Raw genomic sequence first — 13,110 nt, forward strand, 5'->3', positions numbered from 1 at the left:
GAGGATTTAAGCGTCGCGGCGGCTTCGCGCAGCCGCTCGTCGCGGGCCCCCAGCCACAGCCGCGCCGCCTCGCCGGTCAGCGCCTCGATGCGCCGCACGCCCGAGGAGACGGCGCTTTCCGAGATGATCTTGAAGATCGCGATGTCGCCCGTCGCACCGACATGGGTGCCGCCGCACAGCTCGACCGAATAGGAGGCATCCTCGCCCAGCCCCATCGAGAGCACGCGGACCTCGTCGCCGTACTTCTCGCCGAACAGCGCCATCGCGCCCGCCGCGATCGCGTCGTCGGGTGTCATCAGCCGCGTCTCGACCGCGCCGTTGTGGCGGATCTGCGCGTTCACATCGGCCTCGACATCGGCGATTTCCTGCGGCGTCAGCGCCGAAGGGTGCGAGAAGTCGAAGCGCAGGCGATCGGGCGCCACCAGGCTGCCCTTCTGGCTGACATGGGTGCCGAGGCGATTGCGCAGCGCCGCGTGCAGCAGGTGCGTCGCCGAATGATTGGCGCGGACACGATCGCGGCGCTCGGCATCGACCGACAGATGCACCGCGTCGCCCACCGCGATCGATCCGCTCTCGATCTTCGCATGATGCGCGTGGAGCCGGCCGAGCGGCTTGGAGGTGTCGTCCACCAGCGCGCGGAGCTTGTCGTTCGAGATCACACCGCTGTCGCCCATCTGGCCGCCGCTCTCGGCGTAGAAGGGCGTCTGGTTGGTGAGGATGGTGACGGTGTCGCCGGCTTCGGCCTTCTCCACCCGCGCGCCGTCCTTCACCAGCGCGAGCACCTGGCCCTCGCCCTCGGTGCCGACATAGCCGGTGAACTCGGTGCTCCCCAGCTCATCGGCCAGATCGTACCACAGCTCCTCGGACGCCTTGTCGCCCGAACCCTTCCAGGCGGCGCGGGCGGCCGCCTTCTGAAGCGCCATCGCCGCATCGAAACCGGCGCGATCGACGCTGATCTCGTTGGCGCGCAGCGCGTCCTCGGTCAGGTCATAGGGGAAGCCGAACGTATCGTAGAGCTTGAACGCAGTCTCGCCCGGCAGCGTGTCGCCGGCCTTGAAGCCCTGGGTCGCCTCGTCGAGGAGGCGCAGGCCGTTGGCGAGCGTCTGGCGGAAGCGCGTCTCCTCCTGGAGCAGGGTCGCCTCGATCAGCGGCTGGGCGCGGACCAGCTCGGGGAAGGCGGCGCCCATCTCGGCGACCAGCGCGGGCACCATGCGGTGCATCAGCGGATCCTTGGCGCCGAGCAGGTGTGCGTGGCGCATCGCGCGGCGCATAATGCGGCGGAGCACATAGCCGCGCCCCTCGTTCGCCGGCAGCACGCCATCCGCCACCAGGAAGCCCGACGAGCGCAGGTGATCGGCGATCACGCGGTGGCTCGCCTGGTTCTCGCCGGTGGTCGCGGCGCCGGTCAGCGCGCCGCTTTCGGCGATCAGCGCCTTGAACGTGTCGGTATCGTAATTGTCGTGGACGCCCTGAAGCACCGCGGCGATGCGCTCCAGGCCCATGCCGGTGTCGATGCTCGGCCGCGGCAGATCGCCGATGATCTCATCATTCTCCTGCAGGAACTGCATGAAGACCAGGTTCCAGATCTCGACGAAGCGGTCGCCATCCTCCTCGGGCGATCCCGGCGGGCCGCCCCAGATGTGATCGCCATGATCGTAGAAGATCTCCGAACAGGGGCCGCACGGGCCGTCCGATCCCATCGCCCAGAAATTGTCCTTGGTGGGGATGCGGATGATCCGGTGATCGGGGAGCCCCGCGATCTTCTTCCACAGGTCGAACGCCTGGTCGTCGGTATGATAGACGGTGACGGTCAGCTTCTCGGCTGGGATGCCCCAGACCTTGGTCAGCAGCGTCCAGGCATGGGTGATCGCCTGTTCCTTGAAATAGTCGCCGAACGAGAAATTGCCGAGCATCTCGAAGAAAGTGTGGTGGCGCGCGGTGTAGCCCACATTGTCGAGATCGTTATGCTTGCCGCCGGCGCGCACGCATTTCTGGCTGCTCGTCGCAGTCGAATAGGGGCGCGCTTCCAGGCCGGTGAAGACGTTCTTGAACGGCACCATGCCGGCGTTCACGAACATCAGCGTCGGATCGTTGTGCGGCACCAGCGGGGCGCTGGGCACGCGGGCATGCCCCTGGCCTTCGAAATAGTCGAGGAAGCTGCGGCGGATATCGTTCGTGGACGTCATGCGTTGCGACTTAGGGGGCCGCGCGCGTTCGCTCAAGCGAAACGGTTCGATCAGGGTAATTGGCCACGTTCTCAATCACCACCGTCATCCGGCCGCATCCCCGGTGCTTGAACGGCGCTGCGTCAGTCCGCCAATATTTCGGCTCAACGCTAGCGCGCAGCGCTATGCGATCGTTGCTGAGCCATCGCACCCCCGCCTGTGTCTCGCCGTAATGGGAAACCGCAGCGCAACTCATGAGATACCAATTGGGCGCCCATGAGGAGCGAAGAGTCAGTATGATATTGGGTACGTCGCCAACGACGAGCCGTTCGACCTGCGCTATGCTGCTCCCATCGGGAGACACGGACGAGGCCAGAACCGTGCGCTGCGAATCGAAGTAATAGGCCGATCCCCACCCCCAGATGGAAAGCGTGCCGATAATCAGGATTGATGCGGCTACGATCCAGCAGCCGATCCTGCCCAACGTCATCCTAGCGGCGCGTCGATCGACTTCGGCGGCTCGCTGAACCATTTCGGCCCCGCCTCGGTCATATGGAAGCAATCCTCCAGCCGCACGCCGAAGCTCCCGGGGATGTAGATGCCCGGCTCGTTCGAGAAGCACATGCCCGGCGCCAGCTTCGTCTGCTCGCCGCGGACGAGGTTGACCGGTTCATGCCCGTCCAGCCCGATGCCGTGGCCAGTGCGGTGCGACAGGCCGGGCAGCTTGTAGTCCGGGCCATAGCCGAGCGAGGTGTAATAGCCGCGCACTGCATCGTCGACGCTGCCGGTGGGCGCGCCGAGCTTCGCCGCCGCGAACGCCACCTGCTGGCCGTGCGCCACTTGGTCCCACACCTTGCGCTGCTCGGCCGTGGGCGCGCCATGGACGAAGGTGCGCGACACGTCGGACTGATAGCCCTGCACGGTGCAGCCGCAATCCATCAGCACGATCTTGCCCTCCGCCACCAGCGACGGCGTCTTGGTGCCGTGCGGATAGGCCGCGCCCTCGCCCACCAGCACCAGGCTGAACTCCGGCGCGCCGCCCAGCTTGCGCGTCGCCGCATCCATCAGCGCGGAGACGTCGCGCTGGCTCATACCCTTCTCTACCCGCGGATGGACCCAGCGATAGGCGGCGATCGTCACGTCGGTGGCGAGTTGCATCAGCGCGATCTCGGCCGGGGTCTTCACCATCCGGCAGCCCCGCACCACCGGATTGGCCGAAACGATCTTCGCGGACGGCAGCGCGCGCTGGAGGCCATCCATCGCGAAATAACGCACCGTCTCCTCGATTCCGATCGGGCGGCCGGCAAGCTTGCGGTCCTTGAGGAAGCCCGCGACGATGACCAGCGGATCCTCATCCTCCTGCCACACGCGCACCTCGGCGGGCACGCCCAGCGTCTCGCGGGTGCGCGGCTCCTCGAAGAACGGCGTGACGATGCACGGATCGCCTTCGACCGGCAGGATCGCCGCGGTCAGCCGCTCGCTGCGGCCCCAGCGGACGCCGGTGAAATAGACGAGCGACGAGCCCGGCTCGATCAGCACCGCGCCGATGCCGTTGGCGGCCATCAGCTTCTGGGCGCGGGCGATTCGTGCCTTGCGCTCCTCCGCCGAGATCGGCCGGGCGCCGGTGGTGATGTCCTTCAGCTCGGAAAGATCGGGCTCGGCGGCGCGGAGAATGCCGGGAAGACCAAGCAAGGGCAGAGCCGCCGCAGCGGTGAGCAAGTGTCGGCGCGCTAGGAAAGGCATGCGGATCTCCGGCCAAATCAGGTGCGCAAGCGATACGGTCCTTGACCCGGCGGCGACAATCCCCTTCCTTGCCGCGCTCAAACATCAGGGGATTTTCGTGGGCAAGCGACTGACATGGTTCATTCTGGCGGGGCTGCTGCTCGGCGGTCTGCTCGGCTGGGGGCTGAATGCAGCCTATGACGATGGCGGCGCGGGCACCCAGCAACTCGAAGGCATCGCCTATTATCTCGACATCCCCACGCAGATGTTCCTCCATCTCATCAAGATGATAATCGCGCCGCTGGTGGTCTCCACCCTCGTCGTCGGCATCGCGCATATGGGCAGCGGCGGCGCGATCGGGCGCGTGGGGCTGAAGGCGTTCTTCTGGTTCGTCTGCGCCAGCCTGATCTCGCTGACCCTCGGCCTGATCCTGGTCAACCTGCTGCAACCGGGCACCGGGCTGCATCTGGCACTGCCGGCGGTGAACGCCTCCAGCGGCGTCGATCGCGCCGCGTTCGACGTGGCCAAGTTCTTCACGCACATCGTCCCGACCTCCGCGATCGACGCGATGGCGACCAACGACATCCTCCAGCTCGTGATCTTCTCGCTATTCTTCGGCGTGGGCATGGCGGCGGTGGGCGAGAAGGCCGGACCGCTGCTGCGCGGGCTGGAGGCGCTCGTCTCGGTGATGCTGACCGTCACCGGCTATGTGATGCTGTTCGCGCCGGTCGCGGTGTTCTGCGCCGTCGCACGCACGCTGGCGACCAAGGGGCTGGGCGTGGTCGGTGACCTCGCCTTCTTCATGGGCAGCTTCTATATCGGCCTCTTCGTGCTGTGGGCGGTGCTGCTGGGGGCGTGCTTCCTGCTGGTGGGGCCGCGCACGGGGACGCTGATCCGCTATCTGCGCGATCCGATCCTGCTGGGCTTTTCGACCGCTTCGTCCGAGGCCGCCTATCCGCGTACGCTCGACGCGCTCGACCGGTTCGGCGTGCCGCCGCGCATCGCCAGCTTCGTGCTGCCGCTCGGCTATTCGTTCAACCTCGACGGCTCGATGATGTACATGACGTTCGCGTCGATCTTCATCGCCCAGGCCTATGGCATCCATCTCGACTGGGCGACGATGATCCAGATGCTGCTGATCCTGATGATCACCAGCAAGGGCATCGCCGGCGTGCCGCGCGCCAGCCTGGTCGTCATCACCGGCACGCTCAGCCACTTCAATATCCCGGAGGCGGGCATATTGCTGATCCTGGCGGTGGACCATTTCCTCGACATGGGGCGGACGGCGACCAACGTGATCGGCAATGCCGTGGCGAGCGTGGTGGTGGCGCGCTGGGAAGGCCAGCTCGACGCGCCCCAGGAACCCGAGCCGGAGATCAAGCCGATCGGTACGGCCGCAACGGCGGATTCCGACAGCTTCGAGGGATATGGGAAGCATTGAGGCTGTGCGGTCGGAAGGTCGGGTTGGGCGGTTTGGCTTGCCCGCTGGATTGACCGACTTACCGAGAACGCGCTCGATCTCGTAACTTTGTTGCGCGATCGGGATGACGACAAGATCGCCTGGTGGTGGTTACCGGCCCCTCAAGCCTTCTTCTTTGGGAGAAGGTTGGATGAGGGGACGCGAGGCGGAGCCTCGCGCGGCCGCAAGTGCGGCCGCTCACTCTCTCCCAAAGGAGAGGGAAGAAGGGGGAATGTCCGCATCGCCTGACGCGATGCCATCGCACGGACGGCCTGGATCACCTGACAATTCAAAGAGCGGCCGGGGCAAGGCCCCGGGCCACCCCGGCCAAGCATTCCAAATCCTACATTGCAAGCTCAGGCATAAGCATAGGGGCCGCCGGCCTTGAGCGCCGCCTGATAGGCCGGGCGGGCGTGGATGCTCTCCAGCCAGGCGGCGATATGCGGGCGTCCCTCGATGGCATCGGCCCGACCGACGGCCGCTTCCAGCGGGAAGCTCATCATCACATCGGCGGCGGTAAGATCGGGGCCGGCGAACCAGGCACGCTGGGCGAGCTCGGCTTCGACATAATCGAGATGGACGTCGATCATCGGCTGGAACTTCCTCTGCGCTACCTTGCCCAGCAGCGGCACGCGGCTGAGGACCAGCTTGGTGAACAAAGGCGGCATCAGCGAGCCCTCGGCATAATGGAGGAAGTGCCGATAGCGCAGCGCATCGTCGCGATGGCCAGGCACGCCCATGCGGCCGTCCGCCTTTTCGACCAGATATTCGACGATCGCGCCGGTCTCGGCGATCACCCTTCCCTCGTCCTCGACCACCGGCGACTTGCCGAGCGGATGGACCCGCCTGAGCTCGGGCGGGGCGAGCATCGTCGCCTTGTTCCGCTGGTAGCGCTTGATCTCATAGGGGAGACCGAGTTCTTCGAGCAGCCAGAGCACGCGCTGCGACCGCGAATTTTCGAGATGGTGGACGATTATCATGCCGGCTCCTGCGTGGCGGGACGGCGCAGACGCCGCCGGGCCGAGATCGACTTGACGATCGTGCGGCCGCCACCGGGCGGCAAGGGATGCTTCGCCCGGTCGAGCGCCGCGTCGATCAACGCGATGACGGCAGGCTCGTCGAGCAGCGCGACATCGGTCAGGCAGACATAGCGGCCCCGCCTTCCCTCTCCCTGGAGCAGCCCTTCGGGATCGGGAAGGCCGACGCCGGGCAGGAAATAGAGCAGTACGTTGCGCGGATAGACGGCGAGGCTGAACACCGCCTCCGAAGTCTTGATGCCCGGCCCGTAAGCGATCGCGAGCGCGTTGTAATTGTCATAGACCAGTTCGGTCACGCCCGGCAGCCGCGCCCGCAGCACCGCACGCCCGGCACTGACGCGATCGGCGATCTGCTCGGAAAAGCGCGCGATGAAGCCCTCCACCTGGACCTGGGTCGCTTCGACATCGTCGGGATCGGCGGGGCTGGTCATGCGAGTCCTTCTCTGGCGGGGGATCATATCAGGCGAATTCGATATGCAAATCATCAGGGGTGGCGGGCATCGAAGCTTCCCTACGTTGCCAGCCAAGTCCCGCGCCTGCGGCGCGACCCCTCCACCATTCGCTGCGCGAATGGTCCCCCTCCCCGTTCCGGGAGGGAATTGAAGAGCCGCTCTCGCCTGCGAAAGCCGAACCCGAATGGCGCCGGACATGCGGAAAGGCCCGGCGCAACAAGTGCGCCGGGCCTTCCGATGGGAGCTACGCCCGTGACCGACGCTACCGCCTGGGGCGGCAGTCCGGCCTCAAATTCCGTTACAGATCGTCGTCGCCTTCATCGGCATCCGGACCCGCCATCATTTCCTCGGCGACCTTGTCGGTGCGGCTGCGGATCGCGGCCTCCAGCCGATTGCAGAGATCCGCATTCTCCTTGAGGAAGGTCTTGGCGTTCTCGCGGCCCTGGCCGATGCGGACGCTGTCATAGCTGAACCAGGCACCCGATTTCTCGACCAGCCCGGCCTTGACGCCGAGATCGAGGATCTCGCCGATCTTCGAAATGCCCTCGCCATACATGATGTCGAACTCGACCTGCTTGAACGGCGGCGCGACCTTGTTCTTGACGACCTTCACGCGCGTCGCGTTGCCGACGATATCGTCGCGATCCTTGATCTGGCCGGTGCGGCGGATGTCGAGACGGACCGAGGCATAGAATTTCAGCGCATTGCCGCCGGTCGTGGTCTCCGGATTGCCGTACATCACGCCGATCTTCATGCGGAGCTGGTTGATGAAGATCACCATGCAGCGCGAACGGCTGATCGAGCCGGTGAGCTTGCGCAGGCTCTGCGACATCAGCCGCGCCTGGAGGCCGACATGGCTGTCGCCCATCTCGCCCTCGATCTCGGCGCGGGGAACCAGCGCCGCCACCGAATCCACCACCAGCACGTCGATCGCGTTCGAACGGACCAGGGTATCGACGATCTCCAGCGCCTGCTCGCCGGTATCGGGCTGCGAGACGATCAGTTCGTCGATGTTGACGCCGAGCTTCTTGGCATAGACCGGATCGAGCGCATGCTCGGCATCGACGAACGCCGCGGTGCCGCCGCCGCGCTGCGCCTCGGCGATGACATGGAGCGCGAGCGTGGTCTTGCCCGAACTTTCCGGGCCATAGACTTCGATCACGCGACCGCGCGGCAGGCCGCCGACGCCGAGCGCGATGTCGAGCCCGAGCGAGCCGGTCGAGATCGCCTCGACCTGCATCGTCTCCTTCGAGCCGAGCCGCATGGCCGAGCCCTTGCCGAAGGCGCGGTCGATCTGCGCGAGTGCGGCGTCGAGCGCCTTCTGCTTGTCGCTGCTGGGAGCTGCCATTTTGTTGTCGATGACCTTCAAAGATGCCGCCATTGGAAGTCCCCGTCGCTAGAAGGTTTGGCTTGTACGTTCAACTCTGTTGGACAAGCATGTATCGCATTTGTTCTATGAGAACAAGAGCGGAACGAAATTTTTCGTGGCGGCCGGGCACCAGGCCGATTAGCCAGCCGGGATGACGCGGATCATCGGCCATGTCGGCGCGCTCCATCGCTTCCCGGTCAAGTCGATGGCCGGCGAGCGGCTGACCATCGCCGAGATCGACTGGCAGGGGATCGAGGGCGATCGCCAATATGCCTTCCATTATACGGACAACGGCACGCGCTTTCCGTGGATGACGGCGCGCGACGTGCCGGCGATGGTGCTGTACAAGGCCGGTTTCGCCGATCCGGCCCGGCCCAGGACTTCGACGGTGACGGTGGAGACGCCCGACGGCGCGCGGGTCTCGCTCCACGATTCGGGGCTCCATGCGCATCTGGAGGCGGCGGCGGGCGCGCCGGTGGCGCTGATCCAGGTGGCGCGGGGCATCTATGACGCGATGCCGATCTCGATCCAGACGACCGCGGGCCATGCCCGGCTGGAGGCGGCGCACGGCGCGGCGCTCGATCCGCGGCGCTTCCGCATCAACGTGACGATCGAGAGCGAGTTGGACGCCGGCGCATTCCAGGGGCTGCGGCTGGCCTTCGGTGCCGAACCGGACGGCGCGGTGGTGCATTGCGCCGATCCCATTCCGCGCTGCGTGCTGATCACGATCGATCCGGACACCGCCGCCAAGGACGTGACGATCCTGCGCACCGTCGCGCAGCAATTCGGCAATGCCTATGGGATCTATGCGGGGCCGGCGCGGCCGGGACTGATCCGGCTGGGGGATCCGGTGCGCGTGCTGGAGTAAATGCCCGGCGCGACCGCTCAGCCCTGGAGCGAATCCAGTATCTTCTCGACGCTGCTCATCGTGAAGGGCTTGGAGAGGATCGGGCGGCCGCGATGCGCCTCGGCGATGGTGTCGCCCGCCCCGCCGGTGGCGATGACGAACGGGATGCCGAGCTCGGCCAGCCGGTCCGCGACGGGCCAGCTCTGCTCGCCGCCGCGCAGGTTGACGTCGAGAATGGCGGCGTCGATGCCCCCTTCCTCGATCCGCGCAAGCGCCGCCGCGACATTGTCCGCGCTGCCAGCCATCTCGCGATCGAGCGCCTCGAGGAAATCCTCGAGCATCATCGCGATGAGTTGCTCGTCCTCGACGATCAGGATGCGGCTAGGCCCCGGCATGCGCGCCCCTTTGCAGGAAATCCTGCCCTCGCCAAGCGCTATTTCGGGACGAGAACGTCTCGCGTCGCCTCCGCAAGTTGCTGAACCGAAAAGGGTTTGGGTAGGAAGGCGACATTGTCGAGATCGATCGAGCGGCGGAGCTGCTCCTCGGCATAGCCGGACATGAACAGGATCGGCAGATCGGGCCAGCGCTTGCGCACCTGGCGGACCATGGTGGGGCCGTCCATGATCGGCATGACGACGTCGGAAATCAGCAGGTCGGGCCTGGCGGCGGTCTCCAGCAGCTCCAGCGCGACTTCGCCGTTCTCGGCGGTGAGCACGGTATAGCCCTGGCGGGTGAGCGCACGCTCGGCAACGGCACGGACCATGTCCTCATCCTCGACCAGCAGGATCGTGCCCGTGCCCCAGAGATCGAGCTGCTTGTTCTTCGCCGTGGCGGGCAGCTTGGCCGGCGTCGCGGCCATGGGTTCCGCCGCGCTATGGACCGGCAGGTAGATGGTGAAGGCTGCCCCCTTCCCCGGCACATTCTCGGCGAAGATGAAGCCGCCCGACTGCTTGATGATGCCGTAGACGGTGGAAAGGCCCAGGCCGGTGCCCTTGCCGATCTCCTTGGTGGTGAAGAAGGGCTCCCAGATCTTGCCGATGATCTCGGGCGGGATTCCCGTGCCGGTGTCGGAGATGCGCAGCGCCGTGTAATCGCCGACGGGGAGGACGTCGTCGTCCATCTGGCGGACTTCGGAGGCCGAGACCGCCATCGTCTCGATCGTCAGCGTGCCGCCGCCATTGGGGCTGGTCGACAGCATCGCGTCGCGGGCGTTGACCGCGAGATTGACCACGACCTGTTCGAGCTGGCCCGGATCGGCGCGGACGGGGCCGAGATTGCGGCCGTGCTTGACGTCGAGCGTCACCGTCTCGCCGAGCAGGCGCTTCAGCAGGTTCGAGACTTCGGAGATGACGTCGGGGAGCTGGAGTATCTGCGGGCGCAGCGTCTGCTGGCGCGAAAAGGCGAGGAGCTGGCGGGTGAGCGAGGCGGCGCGGTTCGAATTGGCGCGGATCTGCTGGATGTCGTCATAGTCGCTGTCGCCGGGGGAATGGCGCATCAGCATCAGGTCGCAATGCCCGATGATCGCGGTCAGGATATTGTTGAAGTCGTGCGCGACGCCGCCGGCGAGCTGGCCGACCGCCTGCATCTTGGTCGCCTGGGCGATCTGGCGCTTGAGCTTGCCCTCCTCGCCCGAATCCTTGAGGCTGATGAGGACCGCCGCATCGCCCAGGCCGCGCGCGCCGGCGATGGTGATCGCGACGGGCTCCTCGGGCGCATCGACCAGCCGGACGGTCATCTCCACCGATTGCGGCGCCCCGCCGGCGAAGCGGCGGATCGCATCGGCGAGCGCGCCCTTGTCCTCGCGCACCACCAGGTCGCCCGGATAGAGCGGCGGCGCGGCAGCGTTGACGCGGGTGGCGCGGACGAAGGCGTCGTTCATGCTCGCGAACCGGCCGTCGCGATCGACCAGCGCCAGGCCGGACGGCAGCAGCGCGATCAGCGAGCGGACATGGGCGGAAGCGCTCGCCCCGATCGCGGGCGCGGGGACGGTGCCGGGCTCCTCGTCGAGCAGGGTGACGAGCAGGGGCGCGTCCTCGCCCTCGAGGAACGGTATCTGGAGGACGCGGAGCGCCGTGCCCTCGGCGCCTTCGCGCTCGAAGCGGACCAGGCCCAGCGAATCGGTGACGAGGAAGCGCGCGAAGTCCCGCCCCTCCACCGGCGCCTCGGCGCTGCCCATCGCGCGGGCGCGGAACACGCGGTTGGCGGCACGGATGCGGCCGTCCGGGGAGATCATCGCCGCCATGATCCCGGCCGATCCCATGCGATCGCCGGTATTGCCGCCGATCAGCGCCTGGACCTGGGTCGCGAGATCGAGCGCCTGGACGCCGATGAAGCGCCAGACGAGCGAATCCTCCCCCACCCGCGCGATCCGGACGGAGACCGGCGCGCCGAATGCCTGGACCTCGTCGCAGCGCGCTTCGCCCTGGCGCCACGCCGCGCGCGCGCAGGCGCCGAGCGCGGTGACGGACGCTTCGCTGACCGGAAGATTGGGCGGCGTCGGCCATCCGCCGAACAGCACCTCGTAGCGGCTGTTGGCGCAGACGAGCTTGCCCGAGCGATCGGTGACGGCGAGCGCATCGTCGCTGGCTGCGGCGAGCGCATAGGCGACGGACCAGTCGGTCTGGACCTCGGCGACCGGCTCGGCCCGGAGCAGGCGGCGGAAGGCGAAGGCGGCGCCGGCGGCGAGGATGCCGGCGGCAACGAAGCCGATCGCGATCGCGCGGTCGTTCAGCGTCAGCAGGATGAGCGCGGCCGCGGCGAAGCCCGCTACGATCGCCGCCAGCGCGGGCAGCAACGTCCTCGGCGCGGGGGATGCGGAATCGGGCTGCGTCGCCATGCCGTTACCGATGTTCGGTAGCGTGGGCGCGGTCAAGCGAATCCAAATCCTCCCCGAGCAAAGCCCGGGGAGGATTTCAGGTTAGATCACCAGATGCGGACGCGCTTCTCGGCCGGGAGGTACAGCTTGGCGGATTCCGCCGGGGTGAAGGCCGCGTACCAGGGATCGAGATTGCGCACGACCCAGGCGCGCTGCTCGGACGGCGAGTGCGGATCGGTGAGCAGCCGCTGGCGCAGGTTCGCCTCGCGATAGTTGCGGCGCCACACCTGCGCCCAGCCCAGATAGAAGCGCTGATCGCCGGTGGTGCCGTCGATCACCGGCGCCTCCTGCCCGCCCAGCGCCTTCTTGTAGGCGTCATAGGCCAGGGTCAGCCCGGCCAGATCGGCGGTGTTCTCGCCGAGCGTCAGCTTGCCCTGGACGTGCATGCCCGGCAGCGGCTCATATTGGTCATACTCCGCCGCCAACGCATCGGTGCGCGCCTTGAAGGCGGCGACGTCGGCCGGGGTCCACCAGTCGGTCAGGCGGCCGTGCATGTCGTACTTGGCGCCCTGGTCGTCGAAATGGTGGCTCAGCTCATGGCCGATCACCGCGCCGATGCCGCCATAGTTGATCGCCGGATCGGCGTTCGGATCGAAGAAGGGCGGCTGGAGGATCGCGGCGGGGAAGACGATCTCGACCATGCCGGGATTGGCATAGGCGTTCACCTCCATCGGCGTCATGCCCCATTCCCAGCGCTGGAGCGGCTTGCCGAGATGGCCGACATTGTCCTCATGCGCCCACTGGTTCGCGCGCAGATTGTTGCCGAAGGCGTCTCCGGCGACGATCTGGAGGTTCGAATAATCCTTCCAGCGATCGGGATAGCCGATCTTCGGCGTGAAGGCGGCCAGCTTGGCATGCGCCTTCACCTTGGTCTCGGCAGACATCCAGTCGAGCTTGTCGATCCGCTCGTCCATCGCGGCGATGATGTTCTTCACCAGCTTGTCGGCCGCGGCCTTGGTCTCGGGCGGGAAGTATTTCGCGACATAGACTTGGCTGACATTGTCCGACAGCGCCCCGGTGGTGAAATCGACCGCGCGCTTCCAGCGCACCTCCTGCTCCGGCGTGCCCGAGAGCACGGTACCGAAGAACGCGAAATCCTCCTTGTCGAAGGCGCTGGGCAGCACATCCGAGAAGCTGTGGAGCGAGCGCACCAGGAGCTGGTCCTTCAGCACGCCGATCGGCGT

The 13,110-nt window shown here is 66.8% G+C and carries 10 protein-coding genes; 2 read left to right on the forward strand and 8 right to left on the reverse strand.

Annotated elements, in window-relative coordinates; all coding sequences use genetic code 11:
* Both alaS and HB724_RS19370 read right to left on the reverse strand, forming a co-directional pair.
* Positions 1-2,186 (reverse strand): alanine--tRNA ligase (gene alaS / locus HB724_RS19365; RefSeq protein ID WP_213982592.1); only part of this gene is annotated, 2,186 nt, incomplete at its 3' end.
* A 465-nt stretch (positions 2,187-2,651) separates the two neighbouring features.
* Entirely contained in the window at positions 2,652-3,908 is a 1,257-nt protein-coding gene (locus HB724_RS19370; protein WP_213982593.1) for a Xaa-Pro peptidase family protein, read from the reverse strand.
* Positions 3,909-4,005: 97 nt separating this feature from the next.
* Here HB724_RS19370 and HB724_RS19375 point away from each other — a divergent pair, with 97 nt between their 5' ends.
* Positions 4,006-5,328 (forward strand): cation:dicarboxylase symporter family transporter, encoded by a 1,323-nt coding sequence (locus HB724_RS19375; protein WP_213982594.1) that lies wholly within the window; start codon positions 4,006-4,008, stop codon positions 5,326-5,328.
* Between the two features lie 374 nt (positions 5,329-5,702).
* On the opposite strand, the gene HB724_RS19380 is transcribed toward HB724_RS19375, so the two are convergent.
* The 3 genes from HB724_RS19380 to recA all read right to left on the reverse strand — a co-directional run bounded on the left by HB724_RS19380 (position 5,703) and on the right by recA (position 8,216).
* Positions 5,703-6,326 (reverse strand): glutathione S-transferase, encoded by a 624-nt coding sequence (locus HB724_RS19380; protein WP_213982595.1) that lies wholly within the window; start codon positions 6,324-6,326, stop codon positions 5,703-5,705.
* Positions 6,323-6,814, reverse strand: coding sequence for a DUF1801 domain-containing protein (locus HB724_RS19385; RefSeq protein WP_213982596.1), 492 nt, complete (start codon positions 6,812-6,814; stop codon positions 6,323-6,325). The genes HB724_RS19380 and HB724_RS19385 overlap by 4 nt, the downstream gene beginning before the upstream one ends.
* 319 nt (positions 6,815-7,133) lie before the next feature.
* Positions 7,134-8,216: a recombinase RecA gene (gene recA / locus HB724_RS19390; RefSeq protein WP_213982597.1), complete on the reverse strand. Its 1,083-nt coding sequence runs from the start codon at positions 8,214-8,216 to the stop codon at positions 7,134-7,136.
* 139 nt (positions 8,217-8,355) lie between these two features.
* Between recA and HB724_RS19395 the strand changes: the two genes are divergently transcribed.
* The gene (locus HB724_RS19395; RefSeq protein ID WP_213982598.1) at positions 8,356-9,072 is read left to right on the forward strand and encodes an MOSC N-terminal beta barrel domain-containing protein; all 717 of its coding nucleotides are present in this window, start codon (positions 8,356-8,358) and stop codon (positions 9,070-9,072) included.
* Between the two features lie 17 nt (positions 9,073-9,089).
* Here the strand turns inward: HB724_RS19395 and HB724_RS19400 are convergent, their stop codons facing one another.
* The 3 genes from HB724_RS19400 to HB724_RS19410 form a co-directional block, all read right to left on the reverse strand.
* Positions 9,090-9,446: a response regulator gene (locus HB724_RS19400; RefSeq protein WP_213982599.1), complete on the reverse strand. Its 357-nt coding sequence runs from the start codon at positions 9,444-9,446 to the stop codon at positions 9,090-9,092.
* Between the two features lie 38 nt (positions 9,447-9,484).
* Positions 9,485-11,887 (reverse strand): response regulator, encoded by a 2,403-nt coding sequence (locus tag HB724_RS19405; protein WP_213982601.1) that lies wholly within the window; start codon positions 11,885-11,887, stop codon positions 9,485-9,487.
* A gap of 86 nt (positions 11,888-11,973) precedes the next feature.
* Positions 11,974-13,110: M13 family metallopeptidase (locus HB724_RS19410; protein WP_213982600.1), on the reverse strand; the 1,137-nt coding region annotated here is incomplete at its 5' end.

The sequence above is a fragment of the Sphingomonas sp. dw_22 genome, assembly GCF_018449795.1.
In the GTDB taxonomy this organism is placed as follows: domain Bacteria; phylum Pseudomonadota; class Alphaproteobacteria; order Sphingomonadales; family Sphingomonadaceae; genus Sphingomonas.

Excerpts from the sequence above, each read along its gene's own strand:
- HB724_RS19370 (WP_213982593.1), bottom strand. The coding sequence starts at position 3,908 with ATGCCTTTCCTAGCGCGCCGACACTTGCTCACCGCTGCGGCGGCTCTG.
- HB724_RS19380 (WP_213982595.1), bottom strand. The coding sequence starts at position 6,326 with ATGATAATCGTCCACCATCTCGAAAATTCGCGGTCGCAGCGCGTGCTC.
- HB724_RS19385 (WP_213982596.1), bottom strand. The coding sequence starts at position 6,814 with ATGACCAGCCCCGCCGATCCCGACGATGTCGAAGCGACCCAGGTCCAG.
- recA (WP_213982597.1), bottom strand. The coding sequence starts at position 8,216 with ATGGCGGCATCTTTGAAGGTCATCGACAACAAAATGGCAGCTCCCAGC.
- HB724_RS19395 (WP_213982598.1), top strand. The coding sequence starts at position 8,356 with ATGACGCGGATCATCGGCCATGTCGGCGCGCTCCATCGCTTCCCGGTC.
- HB724_RS19400 (WP_213982599.1), bottom strand. The coding sequence starts at position 9,446 with ATGCCGGGGCCTAGCCGCATCCTGATCGTCGAGGACGAGCAACTCATC.
- HB724_RS19405 (WP_213982601.1), bottom strand. The coding sequence starts at position 11,887 with ATGGCGACGCAGCCCGATTCCGCATCCCCCGCGCCGAGGACGTTGCTG.